This window comes from Sphingomonas citricola, assembly GCF_019429535.1.
Lineage (GTDB): Bacteria > Pseudomonadota > Alphaproteobacteria > Sphingomonadales > Sphingomonadaceae > Sphingomonas > Sphingomonas citricola.
The window spans coordinates 98,756-118,658 of sequence record NZ_JAHXZM010000006.1; the positions used below are offsets into that span (position 1 = coordinate 98,756).

The 19,903-nt window shown below is 69.2% G+C and carries 18 protein-coding genes and 2 tRNA genes; 12 read left to right on the forward strand and 8 right to left on the reverse strand.

Annotated features, from left to right (window positions below; translation table 11 throughout):
* Positions 1-127: 127 nt before the first annotated feature.
* On the reverse strand, positions 128-2,407 hold the full coding sequence (locus KZ810_RS14670; protein ID WP_219769865.1) for a beta-glucosidase family protein: 2,280 nt from the start codon (positions 2,405-2,407) through the stop codon (positions 128-130).
* Positions 2,408-2,582: 175 nt separating this feature from the next.
* Here KZ810_RS14670 and KZ810_RS14675 point away from each other — a divergent pair, with 175 nt between their 5' ends.
* Entirely contained in the window at positions 2,583-4,013 is a 1,431-nt protein-coding gene (locus KZ810_RS14675) for a L,D-transpeptidase family protein (RefSeq protein WP_219769866.1), read from the forward strand.
* A 17-nt stretch (positions 4,014-4,030) separates the two neighbouring features.
* Here KZ810_RS14675 and KZ810_RS14680 read toward each other — a convergent pair whose 3' ends face one another.
* Positions 4,031-6,115, reverse strand: a complete 2,085-nt coding sequence (locus tag KZ810_RS14680; protein WP_219769867.1) for a putative bifunctional diguanylate cyclase/phosphodiesterase — start codon at positions 6,113-6,115, stop codon at positions 4,031-4,033.
* A 90-nt stretch (positions 6,116-6,205) separates the two neighbouring features.
* Entirely contained in the window at positions 6,206-6,367 is a 162-nt protein-coding gene (locus KZ810_RS14685; RefSeq protein WP_219769868.1) for a hypothetical protein, read from the reverse strand.
* A 114-nt stretch (positions 6,368-6,481) separates the two neighbouring features.
* Here KZ810_RS14685 and KZ810_RS14690 point away from each other — a divergent pair.
* The 9 genes from KZ810_RS14690 to KZ810_RS14730 all read left to right on the forward strand — a co-directional run bounded on the left by KZ810_RS14690 (position 6,482) and on the right by KZ810_RS14730 (position 14,470).
* Positions 6,482-6,557: transfer RNA gene (locus KZ810_RS14690), tRNA-Val, on the forward strand.
* A gap of 268 nt (positions 6,558-6,825) precedes the next feature.
* On the forward strand, positions 6,826-9,366 hold the full coding sequence (locus tag KZ810_RS14695) for a TonB-dependent receptor (RefSeq protein ID WP_219769869.1): 2,541 nt from the start codon (positions 6,826-6,828) through the stop codon (positions 9,364-9,366).
* 181 nt (positions 9,367-9,547) lie between these two features.
* The gene (locus KZ810_RS14700; protein WP_219769870.1) at positions 9,548-9,799 is read left to right on the forward strand and encodes a GCG_CRPN prefix-to-repeats domain-containing protein; all 252 of its coding nucleotides are present in this window, start codon (positions 9,548-9,550) and stop codon (positions 9,797-9,799) included.
* A gap of 59 nt (positions 9,800-9,858) precedes the next feature.
* The gene (locus KZ810_RS14705) at positions 9,859-10,308 is read left to right on the forward strand and encodes an EF-hand domain-containing protein (RefSeq protein WP_219769871.1); all 450 of its coding nucleotides are present in this window, start codon (positions 9,859-9,861) and stop codon (positions 10,306-10,308) included.
* Between the two features lie 36 nt (positions 10,309-10,344).
* Positions 10,345-10,905, forward strand: a complete 561-nt coding sequence (locus KZ810_RS14710; protein WP_219769872.1) for an RNA polymerase sigma factor — start codon at positions 10,345-10,347, stop codon at positions 10,903-10,905.
* A complete protein-coding gene (locus KZ810_RS14715) occupies positions 10,898-11,302 on the forward strand; it encodes a hypothetical protein (RefSeq protein ID WP_219769873.1) in 405 nt (134 codons plus the stop codon). Before KZ810_RS14710 ends, KZ810_RS14715 begins: the two co-directional genes overlap by 8 nt.
* A 3-nt stretch (positions 11,303-11,305) precedes the next feature.
* Positions 11,306-11,752: a periplasmic heavy metal sensor gene (locus KZ810_RS14720; protein WP_219769874.1), complete on the forward strand. Its 447-nt coding sequence runs from the start codon at positions 11,306-11,308 to the stop codon at positions 11,750-11,752.
* 62 nt (positions 11,753-11,814) lie between these two features.
* Complete coding sequence (locus KZ810_RS14725; RefSeq protein WP_219769875.1) at positions 11,815-13,317, forward strand: DUF1800 domain-containing protein; 1,503 nt, start codon at positions 11,815-11,817, stop codon at positions 13,315-13,317.
* 4 nt (positions 13,318-13,321) lie between these two features.
* Entirely contained in the window at positions 13,322-14,470 is a 1,149-nt protein-coding gene (locus KZ810_RS14730; protein WP_219769876.1) for a DUF1501 domain-containing protein, read from the forward strand.
* Between the two features lie 6 nt (positions 14,471-14,476).
* Here KZ810_RS14730 and KZ810_RS14735 read toward each other — a convergent pair whose 3' ends face one another.
* Positions 14,477-14,863, reverse strand: a complete 387-nt coding sequence (locus KZ810_RS14735; protein ID WP_219769877.1) for a winged helix-turn-helix transcriptional regulator — start codon at positions 14,861-14,863, stop codon at positions 14,477-14,479.
* Between the two features lie 90 nt (positions 14,864-14,953).
* Between KZ810_RS14735 and KZ810_RS14740 the strand changes: the two genes are divergently transcribed.
* Positions 14,954-15,676, forward strand: a complete 723-nt coding sequence (locus KZ810_RS14740; RefSeq protein WP_219769878.1) for an SDR family NAD(P)-dependent oxidoreductase — start codon at positions 14,954-14,956, stop codon at positions 15,674-15,676.
* A gap of 139 nt (positions 15,677-15,815) precedes the next feature.
* Here the strand turns inward: KZ810_RS14740 and KZ810_RS14745 are convergent.
* Positions 15,816-15,905 (reverse strand) — tRNA-Ser (locus KZ810_RS14745).
* A gap of 161 nt (positions 15,906-16,066) precedes the next feature.
* On the opposite strand from KZ810_RS14745, the gene KZ810_RS14750 reads away from it, so the two are divergent.
* Positions 16,067-16,828 (forward strand): EipA family protein, encoded by a 762-nt coding sequence (locus KZ810_RS14750; RefSeq protein ID WP_373369171.1) that lies wholly within the window; start codon positions 16,067-16,069, stop codon positions 16,826-16,828.
* Positions 16,829-16,883: 55 nt separating this feature from the next.
* On the opposite strand, the gene KZ810_RS14755 is transcribed toward KZ810_RS14750, so the two are convergent.
* From KZ810_RS14755 to KZ810_RS14765, 3 genes are read right to left on the reverse strand one after another with little or no spacing between them, the layout of a single operon-like run.
* Positions 16,884-17,186: a cytochrome o ubiquinol oxidase subunit IV gene (locus KZ810_RS14755; RefSeq protein ID WP_219769879.1), complete on the reverse strand. Its 303-nt coding sequence runs from the start codon at positions 17,184-17,186 to the stop codon at positions 16,884-16,886.
* Positions 17,183-17,809 carry a cytochrome c oxidase subunit 3 gene (locus KZ810_RS14760; RefSeq protein WP_219769880.1) on the reverse strand — a complete coding sequence of 209 codons (627 nt, stop codon included), beginning with the start codon at positions 17,807-17,809 and terminating at the stop codon, positions 17,183-17,185. The genes KZ810_RS14755 and KZ810_RS14760 overlap by 4 nt, the downstream gene beginning before the upstream one ends.
* Positions 17,806-19,899, reverse strand: a complete 2,094-nt coding sequence (locus KZ810_RS14765; RefSeq protein ID WP_219769881.1) for a cbb3-type cytochrome c oxidase subunit I — start codon at positions 19,897-19,899, stop codon at positions 17,806-17,808. The genes KZ810_RS14760 and KZ810_RS14765 overlap by 4 nt, the downstream gene beginning before the upstream one ends.
* Between the last annotated feature and the right edge of the window lie 4 nt (positions 19,900-19,903).

Consider the following 19,903-nt stretch of genomic DNA (forward strand, 5'->3'; position numbering starts at 1 on the left):
AGCAGCCCCAACGTGCGGCGCGGCGACTGGTTCGCTCAGGCGGGGAAGTAAGCGAACCACCCGCCCCGGCGCGCCACCGTCTCGTCCGGCGGCGATGCGGGCGACGCGAACGTCGCCCGCGCGTGCGTCACGGCTTCATCGTCGCGGCATCGAGCGTCGCGCTCGACACCATTGTGCGGTCGGTCGCGTCGCGCGCGAGCGCGACGCGGTAGGTACCCGCGCGCACACGCCAGCCCGGCAGTTTGGTGTCATAGTCGGCGATGACGCGCGGCTCCGCGGTCAGCGTCACGCGCCGCGTCTCGCCGGGCTTGAGCATCACGCGGGTGAAGCCCGCCAATCGCATCGGCTGGTTCGCGCCATCACGCGACACATACATCTGCGGCACGTCGGCCCCTTCGGTGCGCCCGGTGTTGACGACGTCGAACGTGACCGACAATCGCTTGCCGCCGCTCACCACCGGGTTGCGATACGCGAAGCTGGTGTAGCTGAGCCCGTGGCCGAACGGGAACAGCGGCTTCATCGCCTTCTTCTCGTACCAGCGATAGCCGACGTCGGATCCCTCGACATACTCGACCGGGAAGCTCGGCAGGACGAGGTTGGCGGCGCGCGCGGGGTCGGCCGCGGCCTGCGCCTCAAGCGAGCTCAGCCGGTCAAGCCCGACCGGGGCGGGGCGGACGGGCTGTGCGGCGGAGGCGGGGAAGGTGATCGGCAGGCGGCCCGACGGGTTGACGCGACCGGTCAGCACGCCCGCGATCGCCTCGCCACCGCGCTGCCCCGGATACCACGCCTGTACCACCGCGGGCACCTGATCGAGCCACGGCATCAGCACCGGGCCGCCCGTCTCCATCACGGCGACGGTTTTCGGCTGCACCTTGGCGACCATCGCGATCAGCGCGTCCTGATTGTCGGGCAGCCGTAGGTCGGCGACGTCCTGCGCCTCGGTCGTCCACTGCGTCGCGAAGAAGATCGCCATGTCGGCCTTCTTCGCCGCCTCCAGCGTCGCGTTCAGGTTGCGCCCGTCGACGTAGCTGATCTGCGTGCCGGGCAGTGCCTTGCGCAGCGCATTGAGCGGCGAGGAGGCGTGATAGGTGATGCGCGCGAACGACGAGGCGCCGCCGCTCGACAGCGGGATCTCGACCGGCGCGCCGCCGACCGAGCGGACCTGGCTCGACCCGCCGCCCGACAAGACGCCGACATCCGCCGATCCGCCGATCAGCACGATCCGCCTGGCGGTGCGCGCGAGCGGCAGCAGGTTGCCGTCGTTCTTCAACAGCACGATGCCTGCCTCGGCGGCGCGCTGCGCGACCTCGGCATTGGCGGCGTAGGGCGGGGTCTGCGCGGCGGAGGCGACGGGTGTATCGTACGCGCCGCTCTCGATCAGGCCGGTCAGGTAGCGCACCACCATGTCGTCGAGCCGCTGCGTCGAGACCTGGCCCGCCTGCACCGCCTGACGCAGCGGCGCATCGAAGAAGATCTGCTTGTCGAGTTCCTGTCCGGATTCCTGGTCGAGCCCGGCGTTCGCCGCCTTGACGGTCGAGTGCACCGCACCCCAGTCGCTCATCACCCAGCCGCGATAGCCCCAGTCGCGCTTCAGCACGCGATTGAGCAGGAAATCGTTCTCGCACGCCCAGTCGCCGTTGACCTTGTTGTAGGCGCACATGACCGAAGCGGGGTTGCCGCGCTCTATCGCGAGTTCGAACGCGAGCAGGTCGCTTTCGCGCAGCGCCTGCTCACCGATCCGCGCGTCGGCGACGGTGCGGCCGGTTTCCTGCGAATTGAGCGCGAAATGCTTGATTGTCGACGCGATGCGGTTCGACTGCACGCCCGCGATATGCGCGCCCGCTAGTTCGCCCGCGAGCAGCGGATCCTCGCCCAGATATTCGAAATTGCGGCCGTTCCACGGATCGCGCGTCAGGTTGACGCCGCCCGCGAGCAGCACGTTGAACCGCTTGGCACGCGCCTCGCTACCGATCATCGCGCCGCCCGCGCGCGCGATTTCGGGGTCGAAGCTCGACGCGGTGGCGAGGCCGGAGGGAAGCGCGGTCGCGACGTCGCCACGACGCTGCTCGACCTGATTGGCGACGCCGAGCGACGCGTCACTCTCGCGCACCAGCGGCACGCCCAGGCGGGCGATGCCGTCGATATGGCCGGCGGAGGGGATCAGTTCGTTGGGCGACTTGCCCGCCGCCATCGGCGGGAACAGCCCGTGCGCGAGCGCGATCTTCTCGTCCACCGTCATCCGCGCGACGATCGCCTGCGCGCGCGCCGCGGCACCGTCGACGTGCGGTGCGGGCATCGACGCGGGGCGGGTGCCCGAACGGTTGGTCGTGCGCTGCGCAACCGCGTTGCCGGTCCCCGCCATCGCCAGCAATGATGCGCCGATCAGCGCGGCCTGCAACACTTTCATCCTCTTGCCCCTTTTTTGAACCGCGCGATCGCTGCACGGCCGTGATCTTGCCCGCACACACCATAACCGCCGCCGCCGCTCAAGCCGCTGCCAGTCGTAGGTGACGATTTACATCCGCGTCGCGGAGCCGAGTGCGCGTGGATGCGTTCTGCTGGCGTAACGAGGGGAGTGTCGCGTGCGGACAGGCTGGGGACATGTGTCGGCGGTGGCGTTGCTGCTGGCGGGGTGCAGCGTCGATGTGGCGCCCGACAATCAGTCGGCGGGCGCGAACGCCAGCGAGCCCGCCGGGCCCGCGCAGTGGAGCAACGACACGCGCGCGCAATTGCGCGACGCGATCAACGCCCGCGCGGTTCACGGGCTCGACCAGATGCCGTTCGCGAGCGACGCTAGCGACGAGGCTGGGTTCACCAAGCAGGCGCTCGCCTATGCCGCCGCGCTGGCGCACGGCGCGACCGACCCTACCAAATTGTACGACGTCTATACGGTGCCGCGCCCCAATCCCGACCTGCGCGCCGGGCTTGCCAACGCGCTGCGCGCCAACGACGTGAAGGGGTGGCTCGCCAGCCTCGCTCCCGCGGACGACAATTATCAGCGCCTGTCGAAAGCCTATATCGCGCTGCGCAAGGCGCCGCCTACGCCGGTTGCGGGCATTCCGGTGACGGGCGAGGCGATCAAGCCGGGTGCGACCGACGCGCGCATCCCGACGATCGCGCGCCAGCTCGTCATCCTCGACTATCTCGATCAGGGCGCGGCGCAGGGCCAGCAATATACGCCCGCGATGGTCAAGGCGGTGCAGGGGATGCAGGCCGATTACGGCATGAAGCTCGACGGCGTCATCGGGAACGAGGCGCTTGCGATCCTCAACATGTCCGATGTCGACCGCGCGCGCGCGGTGGCGATCGCGATGGAGCGGCTGCGCTGGCTCGAACGCACGCCGCCCGCGACGCGGATCGACGTCAATCTGGCGGCGGCGCGGCTGACCTACTGGCGCGACGGCAAGATCGCCGACAGCCGCAAGGTCGTGGTCGGCGAACCCGATCGCGAGACGCCCCAGCTCGGCTCGCCGATCTTCCGGCTGGTCGCCAACCCGACCTGGACGATCCCGCGTTCGATCGAGGGCGAGACGGCGAAGAAAGGTGCAGCCTATCTCAAGGCCAACAACATCGCGCGCAAGGACGGCTGGCTGGTGCAGCAACCGGGCCCGAAGAATTCGCTCGGCCTCGTCAAGTTCGACATGCAGAACGATCACGCGATCTACCTGCACGACACGCCCGCCAAGCAATTGTTCGCGATGATCCAGCGCCAGCGCAGCCATGGCTGCGTCCGCGTCGACGACGCGCTCGGTTTCGCGGAGATGCTCGCGCGCGACGAGGGCGTGACCGATCAGTGGCATCAGGCGCGCGGCACCGGCAAGGAGACGTTCGTTAGGCTGCCCCGGCAGATTCTGGTGCGGATGCTCTACCAGACGGTGCTGTTCGACGACGCGGGCGAGCCGATCGTGCGCAACGATCCCTATGGCTGGGACGACCGGGTCGGGGAGGCGCTGGGGTTCAAGGCGGGGCGCGCACTGCGCGTCGAAACCCACGCGAGCGACGAGGGCCCCTGATCGCCCGCGCGCGGCGGTTAGACGCCGACCCGCGCGCGCATCGTCGTCGCCTGGATGTCGCAGGAAGGGCGTCCGATCAGATAGCCCTGCACCTGGTCGCATCCCCAGCGGCGCAGGCGCGCGAGCTGCGCGTCGGTTTCGACCCCTTCGGCGACGATCGTTAGCTTCAGGCTCTTGCCCAGCCCGATGATCGCGCGGACGATCGAGGCGGAGGGCGGATGGTCACCCATTGCGGCGACGAAGCTGCGATCGATCTTGATCTTGTTGAACGCGAAATCCTTCAGATTGCCGAGCGACGAATGTCCGGTGCCGAAATCGTCCATCACCACGCGCGCGCCGTCGGCCTGCATCGCCTGCAATGTCGCGAGCACCTCGTCGCGCTGATAACCGAGCAACGTCGCACTCTCGGTCACCTCCAATTCGAGGCGTGACAGCGCGACGCCGTGCGCGGCGGCGGCGCGGCGCAATTCGTCCGCGAGGCCGTCGGCGCGGAATTGCAGCGGCGACAGGTTGATCGCGAGCGACAGCGCCTCTGGCCATTGCGCCGCGGCCGCGATGGCGTGGGCGATCACCCACGCGCCGATCGGCGCGATCAGCCCGGTCGATTCGGCGATCGGCACGAACGTGTCGGGCGCGATCTCGCCCAGCGTCGGGTGGCGCCAGCGCAGCAGTGCCTCGTAACCGGTGATCGCCAGCGTGCCCGCGTTGGCGATCGGCTGGAACACCAGATAAAGTTGATCGGAGGCGATCGCGTGCTCGAGATCGCGCGCCAGCCGCAGCCGCAGGCTTTCCTGCTCCCTCAGGTCCTTGTTGAAGAAGCGCGCGGTGTGCCGGCCATCGGCCTTCGCACGGTAGAGCGCGGTGTCGGCGAGTTCGTACAGTTCGTCGCCGGGCTGCCCCGGTTCGGAAAAGGCGACGCCCGCGCTCAGCCGGATCGCGGGCTCGGTTGCATTATCATCGGCGTCACACGCGTCGACCGCGCGGTAGATGCGCGCGAGCAGTGCTTCCGCCGCGGCAGGTTGCGACCGCGCGACCTGGATGATCGCGAATTCGTCGCCGCCCATCCGCGCGACCAGATCGTCGCTGCGCACGCACCGCGACAACAGGTCGGCGGCGCGCTTCAATGCGCGGTCGCCGGCGGCGTGGCCGAAACGGTCGTTGATGGCTTTGAACCTATCCAAGTCGACGACGACGACCGCGACCGTGTCGCCGGTACGCGCGCTGCGCATCAGTTCGTGCGACAGGCGGCTTTCGAACAGCAGGCGGTTGGCGAGCCCGGTGAGCATGTCGTGATGCGCGAGAAAGTCGACGCGCCGTTCGGCGGCGCGACGGCTTTCGACCGCGTCGCGATATTCGGCGAGGCCGCGCGCCAGATCGCCCAGTTCGTCGCGCCGCGCGACGCCGGGCACGGCGCCATCGTCGCGCCCGGCGCCGAACGCGCGCAGCCGCTGCGCGATCACGGTAATTGGTTTCACCAGCCGGTGCCGCAGCCACGCCGACATCGCGGCGATGATCGCGAGGATGACGAGGCCGCCGAACAATACCTCCACGGTCCGGCGCCGGCTCTCGCGCGAATTGCGATCGGCCGCCTCCATGACCGCGAGCGTCAGAGCCTCGCGGGTGCGCGCGCGGCTCGCCTCGAGCCGCCTGAGCGACGCGACGAAGCGCGGCATCGTCTTGGCGATCAGGTCGGGCCGCGTCCGCGCGATCGTCACCACGTGGACGGTGTTCGCGACGAAATCGCGCGATGCGCGGCGCGTCTGCATGATCGCCGCGATCTCGCGCCGGTGCTGCACCGCCGGAAAAGCAACCGGCAAGGCGGCGAAAGCGCGCGCGCGAGCGACCAGCGTCGCCCAGCGCCGATCGGGGATGGTGGCGCCGCGTTCGGCACTGCGGGTGGTATCGCCGACGTCGAGCCGCAGCTGATCCTGCGCGCGGTCCTGCCGGTCCTGCGCGTGGAGCGCCTCGCTCAGCAGCACGATTCGCTGGTCGGCGGTGTGCACGTTCTCGTTGACCGCGAAACCGGCGACGAGCAGCATCAGCCCCAGCACCATCAACGTGGTGCAGGCGATCAGCACGCGCGCCGCAATCGATAATCGCACCGACTTCTCCTCGAAGCCAGTGCTAGCGCGAAAGCCTTACGTCAACGTTAGGACCGGGTGCCTCGCAGGTCACCGCCCCATTTAAGGAGGTCAGTCGCCGAGCAGCGACGATTTGCGCGGGATCGTTTCCTCCGCGGGCTGTCCCTTGTCGAGCGTGTCGCTCGGTCGGCGCGCGTCGCCGTCGCGCTGGTGCTCGGTCGACAGATTGGGTCGCGCGGTCTCGGTCGTCGGCTTGATCGAATCGTCGTCCATCGGATCGCTCCTCGTGTGCTTGCACACCAACGACGACGCGATCGGCGTCGTTCCGAAGGGATTGCGCCGCGCCGCGCACGCGCCTAGACGCTCCCCCCACGTCGCCCGCGCGACGGGCGCTTAGCTCAGCTGGTAGAGCGGCTCGTTTACACCGAGTAGGTCGGCGGTTCGAACCCGTCAGCGCCCACCACCTTCGACTCCGAACACGCTTTTGCCATTTGAGCTCTCGGCTTTGGTCGCCGGGGCGCGCGCCGCCGACGCGTGCGCTCGACGAATAGGAAGGATTTCCCGGCACAAGAGCCGCAATTCGACCACGATCGGCTGATCATATCCCACCCGAAGTGTCGGGGAGTGCGTAGGTGGTCGATCAGGACGCAGCCCGGCGAGACGGCCCCGGCGTGCCACGGCAGCATGTGCACCGGCGCCGGTTCTGGCCCCGGTTCGGCCCCCGGTTCGGAATGCTCGCGTCCGCGACGCTCGGTACCGCATCGCCCACCGCCGCGGCTGCGCCTGCATCCCAGACCCAGACGGCCGAACCGCAGGACGACGCGGAGGGCCACGCGGGCGAGGACGTCGTCGTCACCGGGCGGCGGATCGCGGGTTCGGCGATACGCGATGCGGCGCCGGTCGCGGTGCTCGACGCCAACGCGCTCCGCTCGCTTGGCGCGACCGATCTCAAGACGGTGCTCGACCGGTTGAAACCGTTGACCGAGTCGGCGAGCGGCGGGGACCCGGTGATCCTGCTCAACGGCCGCCGCATATCGGGCTTCAGCGAATTGCGCAGCCTGCCGCCCGAGGCGTTCGAGCGGACCGAGATCCTGCCCGAGCAGGAGGCCGCGCGCTTCGGTTTTCCGCCGACCGTCAAGGTACTGAACCTCGTCACGAAGAAGAGCTACCGCGCGACGACCGCGAGACAGCTCGTCGGCACGACGACCGAGGGCGGCGGGGAGACGAACTTCGCCGAGGCGACGCTCGCCAATATCGAGGGCGCGCGTCGAACCTCGCTCAGCGTCTCTCACCTGCGCCTCAACCCGATCCTGCAGGCGGAACGCGACATCGCGCCCGACGCGAACGCGCGCTACGCACTCGGCGGCAACGTCGTCGGACTGGACGGCGCGAGCCTCGATCCCGCGCTCGACGCGCTGGCAGGTCGCGCGGTCACCGCCGCGGCGGTCCCTGCCGACGCGGCCGCGCGCCGCCTGCTCTCGGGCTATCTGGCGGGCGCGAACCGGCTTGCGGTCACCGACATCGGCCGTTTCCGCACGATCAGGGACCGCAGCGACCGGATCAACGTCGACGGCACGCTCGCCGGACCGATCGCCGGCGCCGATGGCTCGATCAACCTGTCGATGGAGGCGCAGCGCTCGACGGGGCTGAACGGCCTGGCACCCGCGCTGCTCGACGTGCCGGCGGATAGCGGCAGCCTGCCGTTCGCGAATGCGGTCCAGCTCTACCGCTATCTGCCGGGCGCGGTGCTGGGGCAGCGCAGCGACAGCCTGAATTTGCACGCGGGCACGACGCTGCAGGGCGGCATCGGGCGGTGGAGCTGGAACGTGACGGGTGGCTACGACCGGCTGCGCAGCCGCGCCGCGTTCGAGCAGGGTTACGACCTGACCGCGCTGCAGGCGGAGATCGACGCGGGCGGTGATCCGCTGGCGCCCGTCGACCCGGCGCGAACGCGGCGGCTGGTCGCGCGCAGCAAGACGGTGACGAACACGCTGGTCGGCGCCGTGGTGCTGAACGGGCCGCTCGCGACGCTGCCCGCGGGCGAGGCGCAACTGACCGCGAGCCTCGACCATGCACGCTCGAGCGCGACGGGACGCCAGCCCGGCGCTCAGGATGCGGCGCTCGACCTGAGGCGCACGACGACGTCGGCGCGCGTCAGCGTTGATCTGCCAATCACCGCGCCCGACCGCGACGTGCTGGCGTTCGCCGGGCGGCTGTCGGCGAACGGCTCGGTCGGTATCTCCGACGTGTCACGCTTCGGACGGCTGGCGAGTTCGACGCTCGGGATCAACTGGACCCCGGTCAGGCGCGTGCAAGTGACCGCATCGCGCGACGACGCGCGCACCGCGCCCGACATCGCGCTGCTGACCGGCCCGATCACGACCGCGCCCAATACGCCGTTCTTCGATTTCACGACCGGTCGCAGCGAACTGGTCACGGTGCGGTCGGGGGGTAACCCCGATCTCGCGCCCGAACGTCGGCGCAGGACGACCGTGGCCGTGTCGGTACAGCCGGTCAGGGACAAGGAGGTGCGGCTCAACCTCGAATATGTGGACACGCGGATCAGCGACCAGACGACGACGCTCGGCAGCGTGACGCCCGATTTCCAGGCGGCGTTTCCGGGCGCGTTCCAGCGCGATCCCGCCGGGCGGCTGGCGCTGGTCGACCTGCGCGCGACCAATGTCGCGTTCGAGCGCGAGCGGCGCGTGCGCGCGACGTTGAACCTGTCGCTGCCGCTCGGGCCGAAGCCGCTGCCCGCGCCCGCTCCCGCAAAAGAAGGTCCGCCGCCCAAGCCGCCGAAGCCGCGGCCCACGATCAGCGCGACGCTCGGCACGACCTACCGGATCGAGGACGTGCTGACGCTCCGCACGGGTTTGCCCGCGCTCGACCTGCTCGACGGCGCGACGCTGACGGGGACGGGCGGGCGCCCGCGCTGGCAGAGCGACATCGACCTTCGCGGCAGCTACGGCGCGACGAGCGTCGGCCTCTACGGCCGTTTGCAGGGCGCGACCCGCATCCGCAGCGACATCGCCGCGTCCGACCTGCGCTTTTCCGGGCGGGTCTGGCTCGTCCCCTATCTCAACCTCGACGTCGACAAGATCGTCGGGCGACCGTGGGCGAAGCAGATGTCGTTACAGTTCACGGTCGAGAACCTGCTCAACGACCGCATCGACGTGCGCGACCGCGACGGCCGAACACCCGACCGTTTCCAAAGCGCGTACATCGACCCCGAGGGGCGATCGGTCCGGCTGGGGGTGCGCAAGATCTTCTAGGCTCGGGATGCGCTGGAAGGGGGGGGGGCAGCGCCGAACGGGGTCGATGACGGTGGTCTCAAAGCTGAAGGCGAGCCGCAGGCGCCAATTTTCTCTCGCGGATCAGCGACGGATAGACGGGCGATCGTCGTTCAACGGTTATCGTCGCCGTGAGGCGGCGAGGGTTGGAGGAGTATCGTTGATGAAGACCCTTGTCCTGGTCGCGGCCGCCTTGGGTGGCACATTGATGGCGAGCGCGCCGGCAGAGGCGCGTCAGGGGTGTGGCCCGGGGTTCCACCGCGGTTATTACGGTCGATGTGTGGCCAATCGCTGGCCCGCTTACGCGCGGCGCGGCTACGTCGTCCACCGTTACTATCCCGGGCGGGGCTATTGGTATGGCAACCGGTTCTGGGTCCATCGCTATCGCTGGCATGGAGGGTGGCGGTATCGGTGATCGTCGCCGGCGGGCGGCGTTCGTGCCGCCCGCCACTTCGGATCGATGATGCGACAATGATGGGGACGAGCATCGTGGTGACCGTGAAGACACCATATCAGATAACGCTGGCGGGGGCGCTGCTCCTGCTGCCGACGGTCGCAAGCGCGCAGGCGCCGCGGGCGGCGGGGGACGAGCGCCCGGCTGCCGCGCCGCGCGGCGGGATGACGGCACAGGAGTTCATCGCGCGGCGCGAACGGCGGATGCTCGCGGCCGACACTGACGGCGATGGCCGGGTGAGCAAGACGGAGTTCTTGGCCGCGGCGGCGCAGGGGAAGGGCAGGGGTGATCCCGCGCGCCGCTTCGCCAAGCTCGACCGCAACGGAGACGGGATGATCGATCGCCTCGAGATCGCGGCGATGCTGGCGCATCGGTTCGCGCGGCTGGATACCGATGGCGATGGTAGCTTGTCAGCGGCCGAGCGGTCGGCCGCGCGGATGGCTGCGAAGCGGGCGGCGCCGGAGGCGTAACGTGACGATCCGCGGTGGCGAGCGACAGGCGCGGGCTTGAGCGCACCCGATCCCGACGCGGAACTGGTCAGGCGGATCGGGCGCGGCGACCCTGCCGCGACGCGGTTGCTGGTGGCCGCGAAGCTGCCGCGGATCCTCGGGCTCGCCACGCGGATGCTGCACGACCGCGCGGCGGCCGAGGATGTCGCGCAGGAGGCGTTCGCGCGGGTGTGGCGGAGCGCCGCGACGTGGCAGAGCGACCGCGCGCGGTTCGACACCTGGCTGCATACGGTCGTGCTCAACCTGTGCCGCGACCGGCTGCGTCGTCGCCGCGAGCAGACGAGCGACACGCTGCCAGAGGTCGTCGATCCGGCACCCGATGCGGAATGCCTGATGCTCGAGGCCGAGCGCGGATCGCAGGTTGCCGCGGCCATCGCGCAATTGCCCGACCGTCAGCGCGAGGCGATCCTGCTGGTCCATTATCAGGACCTGTCGGGCGCGGAGGCCGCCCGCGCGCTGGACGTGAGCATCGAGGCGCTCGAATCGCTTCTGGCCAGGGGAAGACGCACGTTGCGAACACGATTGGTATCGCCGCAGGGAACCACAACAGATGACTGATCCGCTCACGCTCGATCGTTTCCGCGACCTCGCCGACGCTTACGGCGGGGTCATGGCGCGGTGGCCGATCGCGGATCACGCCGCGGCGCAGCGTCTGGCAGCGACACCCGAAGGGAGCGCGATCCTCGACGCCGCGATGTTCCTGGACGAGCGGCTCGACGATTGGGCGGTCGCCGCGCCGTCGCGCGCGCTCGCCGACCGCGTCACCGCCCGGGCGGGTGCCGGTGTCGGTGCCCGCGCGTCGCGCCCAGGGCGGCGCTGGTGGTGGTCGGGCATCGGCCTCGCCGCGACGTTCGCGGGGGCGGTCGCGGGGGCCGCGGTGGTCGCAGCCACGCCCCCGGTCGACATGGTGGCCGGCACCACGTCGTTCGGCGATGTCGCCGGCATGGACAATTAAGCGATGACGCGTATCCGTATCGTGCTGATCGTCTCGGTCATGCTCAACCTGTTTCTCGCGGGCGCTCTGGTCGCGGGCTACGCGTCGTTGCGCGCGGGGAAGGGTATCATCAACGCGGGCTCGCTGCGCGTCGCGGGTGCCGAACTGGACCCGGTCGAGCGGCGGCGCTTTCGCCAGGCGCTGCGGCAGACGCGGCAAGCCATGCGTCCGACGATCGAGGCATCGCGCGCGGCCAAGGCGCAGGCGGCCGACCTGCTGCGGCACGAACCGGTGGATCAAGTGGCGGTCGCCGCCGCGCTGGACCGCGCGCGCGACGCCGATACCGCGGTACGCGCGGCGGTCGAGCGGCGTGCGGTCGCCTTTGCCGCGGGGCTGCCTGCGCCCGAGCGAGCGAAGCTGGCCGATGCGATGACCAGCCGTTCCACGAAAGGCAGCGGGCGCGCACGGTAAAACGCGACGGAAAGACGCGGTTGATCCGTTCAACTGCCATCATGGACAGCGAAAGAGCGATCATGCCCGCACCGGCTGCAAGGCTTTCTCCGGCCGCCATCGCGCTTAACCGATTCGGGCTGGGTGCGAGACCCGATGACGCGCCGCCGGCCGACCCCAAACGTTCGCTGCTGCGGCAATTCGACCGGTTCGATCCCCGGCCCGCGGGCTACGCTGCTTTAGCCGACGCGGGTCAAGTCGTCCGCCACTACCGCGCGCAGCAGCAGGCGAACCGGATGGCGGCGAGCGGCGGCACGAATGCGCCGACGACCATGCCACCAGGCCCGGCCGCAGCGCCGGCGACCGCTTCCGGGGCGACCGCTCCCACGACGACCGATCTCAAAGCGGCCGATCCCGCAGCGGCGTTGCGTGCGACGCGTCAGGATTTTCGCGACGACGTGCAGGCACTGTACAACGAGGGCGTTCGCGCCCGCGCGGATGCGGCGCTCGCGACCGAGGCGCCGTTCGTCGAGCGGATGGTCCATTTCTGGTCGAACCATTTCTGCGTGTCCGCCGACAGCGCGCCGGTCACGGCCTTTGCCGCCGCGTTCGAGCGCGACGCGATCAGGCCGCACGTGCTGGGTACCTTTACCGACATGCTCCTCGCGGTCGAGCAGCATCCCGCGATGCTGCTATACCTCAATCAGGTGCAGTCGATCGGACCCGACAGTCCGGCGGCGCTGCGCGACGCGAGCCGCAACCCGCAGCGCAGGCGCGGGCTGAACGAGAATCTCGCGCGCGAGATCATGGAATTGCACACGCTGGGCGTCCGCTCGGGCTACACCCAGGCCGACGTGACCGAATTCGCGCGCGCGCTGACGGGGTGGTCGGTCGACGGCATGGGCGGCGGCGGCGAGGGGGATCCGAACCGCTTCACCTTTCGCGCTGCTCAGCACGAACCCGGAAGCCGCAGTATCCTGGGCAAAGTCTATGCCGATGGTGGCGAGGGGCAGGCACGCGCGGCGCTGATCGATTTCGCGCATAGCCCCGCGACGGCGCGGCACGTCGCGACCAAGCTCGCGCGTCATGTCGCGGGCGACGATCCGCCGCCCGCGATGGTGGCACGCCTGGCAAAGAGCTTCACCGCGAGCGGCGGCGACCTGCCGACATTGTACCGCGCGCTGATCGCCTCACCCGAGGCGTGGGCTCCGACGCCGAACAAGTTCAAGACGCCGTGGGAATGGACGATCTCCGCGCTGCGCGGGACGGGGAAGCGCGATGTCGGCGCGATGCAGATCGCGGCGTTGCAGACGCAGCTCGGCCAGCGGGTGTGGAAACCCGGCACGCCCGCGGGCTGGGACGATATCGCCGCCAGCTGGCTCGCGTCCGATGCGCTGCTGCGCCGCGTCGAGCTCGCGCAGCGTATCGCCGCCCCGCTCGGGCAGGGGGTCGACGCGCGCGTGATCGCACCCCGCATCATGCCGGCCTCGCTCGCCCCCGTCACCGCCGAGCAGATCGCGCGCGCGGAGAGCCCTGCGGGCGCGGTCGCGCTGATGCTCGTGTCACCCGATTTCCTGAGGAGATGATCCGATGATCGCTCGCCGCCAATTCCTGTCGACCGCTGCGCTCGGCGCCGGGGCGCTGTTCGTCGCGCCCGGCCTCGCGCTCGCCACGGTGCCGACCGAGCGCCGTTTCGTGTTCATCATCCAGCGCGGGGCCGCGGACGGGCTCGACGTGCTTCGCCCGGTCGGCGATCCGGCGTTCGATGGCCTGCGCGGGCGGTTGATCGGCGACGATGCGCCGGGGACCAAGCTCGACGGCATGTTCACGCTGCACCCCGCGCTAGTCGAGACGGCGCGGATGTACCAGTCGGGGCAGGCGCTGTTCGTCCACGCGGTCGCGTCCCCGTATCGCGATCGATCGCATTTTGATGGCCAGAACGTCCTCGAGACCGGGGGCACGCAGCCTTATGCGGTGCGCGACGGCTGGATGAACCGGCTCGTCGCGATGCTGCCGCGCGCGAGCGAGGAAGCGATCGCGATCGCCCCGACCGTGCCGGCTGCGCTGCGCGGGCCCGTTCAGGTCGCATCCTACGCGCCGTCGCCGCTGCCGCACGCCGCCGACGACCTGATAACGCGCGTCACCGCCCTGTACGACGCCGACCCGCAACTGCACGCGCCGTGGAGCGCGGCGCTGGAGACCAGCGGGTTCGCCGCCGATCTGGGCGTGCGGCAGGATCCGGCCAGCCTCGGCCGGTTGACCGCGGGGTTCCTCACCAAGCCCGACGGGCCGCGCGTCGCGATGCTCGAAACGCTCGGCTGGGACACCCATGTCGGTCAGAAGGAGCGGCTGGGCGCGCAGTTGAGAAACCTCGACGCGCTCGTCGCGGCGTTGCGCCAAGGGATGGGGGACGCCTGGGCGACGACCACGGTGCTGGTCGCGACCGAATTCGGCCGCACCGCCGCGATCAACGGCACCGCGGGGACCGATCACGGCACCGGCTCGGTCGCGATGCTGATGGGGGGCGCATTGAAGGGCGGGCGGGTCATTTCCGACTGGCCCGGCCTGTCGGCGGCGAGCCTCTACGAACAGCGGGATCTGCGGCCGACGAGCGCCCTGGACGCGTTGATCGCCGGCGCGGTCGCCGAGAGCCTCGCGCTCGATCCCCAGATGGTCGGGCGGCGGCTGTTCTCGCAGGCGACGACCGAGCGGCCGCTGACGGGGCTGCTGCGCATCTGAACGGCGCTACGCCCGCGCCGTGTCGTGCGCGATCACGGCCTGCGTCATCGCCTGCTCATTCGCCAGCGCCCAGGCGCATAGCGTCTCGAAGGGTTCGCGCAGCGAGCGGCCGAGGGGAGTGATCGCGTAGACGACGCCGATCGGCGTGGTGGGGATGACGGTGCGGGTGACGAGTCCGTGCCGTTCGAGGCGTTTGAGCGCATCCGCGAGCGATTTGTGCGTGATGCCGCCCAGCCGCCGCTTGATCGCGTTGAAGCGGGCCGGCTGCGGGCACAGCACCGTCAGGATCATGATCGTCCATTTGTCGGCGATCTTGTCCAGCACTGGGCGGATGCGCGGAACGTCGAGCAGCGCCTGATCCGACAGCGCGCGAAGGTCGGTTTCGTCGGGCATATCTAGGCCCCTCCAGGTGCGTTCTTGTTAGCAGATATGCGCCGTATATCTGCTTCGCCGTCTCGAATGGAAGGACGGACGATGGCAAGCATGAACGACAAGGTCGCGGTGGTGGTCGGCGGGGCGAAGGGGATCGGTCTCGCGATCGCCCGTCGTCTCGCGCAGGAGGGCGCGACGGTGATCCTGACCGGGCGCCGCGCGGACGAGGTCGCCGCTGCGGCGGCGGCGATCGGTTCCTCGGCACGGGGCATCCAGGCCGATGCGGCGAGCCAGGCCGATCTCGAGCGGGTTGTCGCAGAGGCCGGGCGGCTTCATGGCCGGATCGACGCGCTGGTGCTGAACGCGGGGCTGTCTGAGCCGGCGACGATCGCGGAGGAGACGGGCGAGCATTTCGACCGGCATTTCGCGGTCAACGTGCGCGGTGCGCTGTTCGGCATCCAGGCGGCGCTGCCCGTGCTGCGCGACGGCGCGTCCGTGGTGCTGGTCGGATCGATCGCGGACGTGATGGGCGTGACGCCGTTCAGCACCTACGGCGCGACGAAGGCGGCGCTGCGCTCCTACGCACGCAGCTGGGCCGCCGAGCTCGCGCCGCGCGCTATCCGCGTCAACGTCGTCGCGCCGGGGCCGACCGACACCGACATGATGGCGGCGGTATCGGACGAGATGCGGCAGACGCTGATCGCTCCCATCCCGCTCGGCCGCATGGCGCGGGTGGACGAAGTGGCGTCGGCGGCGGTGTTTCTGCTCGGCGACGACGCGAGCTTTATCACTGGCGCCGAACTGTGCGTCGATGGCGGCATGCGGCAGGTCTGAGGGTGTTCGCGGCACCGTCTCTACGGGCGGCGCCGGTCTTTCCGTCGTGCGAACCGACTTCGCCCATGATCGGCGCGCAACAGCTCAAACTTAGCCACGCAACGGTGAAATAGAGAGGCGGAAGAGTCGGGCACAGCAATGGCGGAGACGGAGGGATTCGAACCCTCGGTACGGTTTCCCGTACGACGCTTTAGCAAAGCGTTGGTTTCAGCCACTCACCCACGTCTCCGGATGCGGCGTAGGGGCGGGCTATAACGAGGCGTCTCGGCATGATCAACCGGACTTTGCGCATCGAACGGGCGTGAAATCGCGCCGCGCCGTCGAACGTTCATTGCCGGGACAGCCGCGGCGCGGATAGATTGCGCCATCGGGTGATGGGGCGATGGTGTGATGGGCAAGGTGATGCGTACGATCGGCAATGCGGTCGCCGTTCTGGCGGTGGCAGGGCTGCAGGTGGGGCCGGCGCTGGCGCAGGTGCGATCGATCGACCCCAATGCCGCGATCGACGCCGATGTGCGCGGACCGCAGGAGGCGCCGCGCGACGCCTCGCCGCGTTATCCCGATGCCGCGCCCACCACGCCGCCCGCCACTTCGCCGAGTGCGACCGTCGCGGGTGACACCGCGCGCAGCGGTGCGCCGGTCGACCCATCGCGCACGACCGCGGCGGCGGACACGTTCAAGCGTGACGACCTGATCGGCGCGGGTGAGGACGTGTTCGGCAAGGGCGCGGAAGGCTTCGGCTCGCTGATCGAGAAGATCCTGAAGGAGCAGGGCGAGCCCAACGCCTATATCGCGGGGCGCGAGGCGTCGGGGGCGTTTATCCTGGGCCTGCGCTATGGTTCGGGCATCATGACGCACAAGGTCGAGGGGCAGCGCCCGGTCTATTGGACCGGGCCGTCGGTCGGCTTCGACGTCGGCGGCGATGCCAACAAGGTCTTCGTCCTGGTCTACAACCTCTACGACACGCAGGACCTGTTCAAGCGGTTCCCGGGGGCCGAGGGGCGGTTGTATTTCGTCGGTGGGTTCGCCGCGACGTATCTGCGGCGCGGCAACGTGGTGCTAATCCCGGTGCGGCTGGGGGTCGGCTGGCGCGCGGGCGTCAACGTCGGGTGGATGAAGTTCACCGAAACGTCGAAGTGGCTGCCGTTCTGAGCTGACGTCGCCGTGCCGCGCGCCATTCGCGTCGCGGCGCGGCCACGCTCGCGCATCACATCATCCGCGTGCGCAGGTTGAACAGGATGACGAGCGTGCCCGACACCATCAGCGCGATGATCAGCGCGGAGAACAGCACGAGCAGCAGATCCTCGCGCGACGATCTGGCGAAGCTGACGTGGAGGAAGCAGCGGAACTGCACCACCACCTGCACCAACGCGAGCGCGAGGATGATCGCGAAGGTGGTGCCGGCGGGCGCGACTGGCCAGCGCACCGCGGCAAAGGCCGCGAACGTCAGCGCGAGCGCGATCGCGAAGCCCGTCACATAGGTCAGCGTTTCGCGGCGGCGGTCGTTCACGGCAGATGCCCCTGCAGATAGACGACGCTCAGGATCGCGATCCAGATCACGTCGAGGAAATGCCAGAACAGGCTGAGGCGGAGCACGTTGATGCGCACCCGCGCGTCGAAGCCGTAGGCGAGGATCTGCGCCGCCATGACGAGCATCCAGACGCTTCCCGCGAGCACGTGCAACCCGTGGAGCGGCACCAGCGCGAAGAAGGCCGACAGGAACCCGCTGCGTGTCGGATAGGCGCCCTGCGCGAACATGGTCGCGAAATCATGCAGCTCGAGCGCGAGGAACGCGACGCCGAGTGCGAGCGTCACCCCCATCCACGCGAGAACGGGGCGTCTCGTTCCGTCATATTTCATCGCGAGCACCGCGAGCCCGATCGTCAGGCTGCTGGTCAGCAGCAGCAGCGTTTCGGCGAGCGCGCTGCCGAGCTCGAATACGTCGGCGGGCCTGGGGCCGCCCGCGGTCGCGGCGACGACCGTGCCGTAGAGTGCGAACAGCAGCGCGAAGATCACCGCGTCGCTCATCAGAAACACCCAGAAGCCGAAGATGCCGCTTTCGGCATTGGCGCGGGGATGATCCTGGGTGCCGCCCAGGTTGACGCCGGCGTGGCGCAGGACGGGCTCGCTCATGCCGGTATCTCCGCCAGACCCTGATTGCTGGCGGTCAGCTCGCAGTGGCGCGGGATCGGCGTCGCCGCCGCCAGCGCATCGTGCCAGCGGTGTTCGATCCGCGTGACCTCGGCGGACGGGATCACGCGGTGCGCGCCGCGGACGAAGCTGCGCAGGATGATTACGGCGACGATGCCGAGGCCGGCTGCGACCGCGAGCCACCACATGTGCCAGACCAGCCCGAACGACGCCGCGGTTGCGGCCGCACCGATCGCGATGGCGGTCACGCTGTTCTTCGGCACGCTGATATCGTCGTAGCGGGCGTCCCGGCGATAATAGCCGTCGTCGCGCTTGCCGTCGTAGAAGGCGTCGCGCGCGTCGATACGGGGGATAACCGCGAAGTTATACTCGGGCGGGGGTGAGGCGGTCGACCATTCGAGGCTGCGCCCGTCCCACGGATCGCCCGCGAAGACGCGGGTTTCGTCGCGCTCGCGGATGCTGACGACCAGTTGCACGATCAACGACACGAGCGCGCCGAGCACCACCAGCGCGCCGACACAGGCGACGTACAGCCACGGGCGGAAATCGGGTTCGAAGATCTCGTTCGTCCGGCGCGCCATCCCGCTCGCCCCCAGGACGTAGAGCGGCATGAAGGCGAGATAGAAGCCCGCGACCCAGCAGGTGAACGCGATCCGGCCCCAGCGCTCGTTCAACCGGAAGCCGAACGCCTTGGGGAACCAGTAGGTATAGCCTGCGAGCAGGCCGTAGAGCAGCCCCGGGATCAGCATGTTGTGGAAATGCGCGACGAGGAACAGCGTGTTGTGGAACACATAATCGAGCGGCGGGATCGCGAGGATGATGCCGGTGAACCCGCCGATCACGAAGGTGACCATAAACGCGAGCGCGTAGAGCATTGGCACGCTGAAGCGGACCTCGCCGCGGAACATGGTCCAGATCCAGTCGTAGATCTTGACGCCGGTCGGCACCCCGATCGTCATCGTCGCGATGCCGAACACCGCGTTGATGTTGGCCGACTGCCCCATCGTGAAGAAATGGTGGACCCAGACGGTGAAGCTCAGCACCGCGATCGCCATCGTCGCCCAGACGAGCGAGGCGTAGCCGTACAATTCCTTCGACGAGAAGGTCGAGACGACCTCCGAATAGATGCCGAACGCGGGCAGGATCAGGATGTACACCTCGGGATGACCGAACAGCCAGAACAGGTTGGCATAGTTCATCATGTTGCCGCCGAGGTCGTTGGTGAAGAAGTGGAACCCCAGATAGCGGTCGAGTGCCAGAAGCGCGGTCGCGACCGTCAGCGGCGGCATCGCGAAGATCATCAGGATGCTGGTGCACAGGCTCGTCCAGCAGAACATCGGCATCCGCATGTACGTCATGCCGGGCGCGCGCAGCTTGAAGATCGTGCAGGCGATGTTGATCCCGCCCAGCGTCGAGCCGATCGAGCCCATCGTCACCGCCCAGATCCAGTAATCGGGGCCGACGTCGGGACTGAAGGCGAGCCCGGTATAGGGCGGGTAGCCGCTCCATCCGCCGGTCGAGAACTGCCCGACGACGAGGCTCGTCATCATCAGCGCCGCGCCCCCGCCCGTCAGCGACAACGCGATCGCATTCGCCCAGGGAAACGCCATGTCGCGCGCGCCGATCTGGAGCGGGACGACATAGTTGATGACGCCGGTCAGGAACGGCATCGCCATGAAGAACACCATGATCGAACCGTGGGTCGAGAATAACTGCGCGAAATGGTCGGACGACAGGAAACCGGGATCGCCGACCGCGGTGGCCTGCTGCATCCGCATCAGCACCGCCTCGACCACCGCGCGCGACAGCATCACCAGCGCGATGACGACGTACATGATGCCGATCTTCTTGTGGTCGAGGCTGGTGAGCCAGTCGGACCACAAACGACCCCACAAGCGGTAGCGGGTGAGCAGCGCGATCGTCACGACCGCGCCGACGATCACCAGCGCGCCGGCGCCCGCGCCGATCAGTTCGTTGATCGTCGGGTTCTGCCACGCGCGCACGAACGGCAGATCATGCCAGGCGAAACGGCCGAGCACGTCGGGCCAGATCGGGGGGTGCGCAGTCTGCACGGGC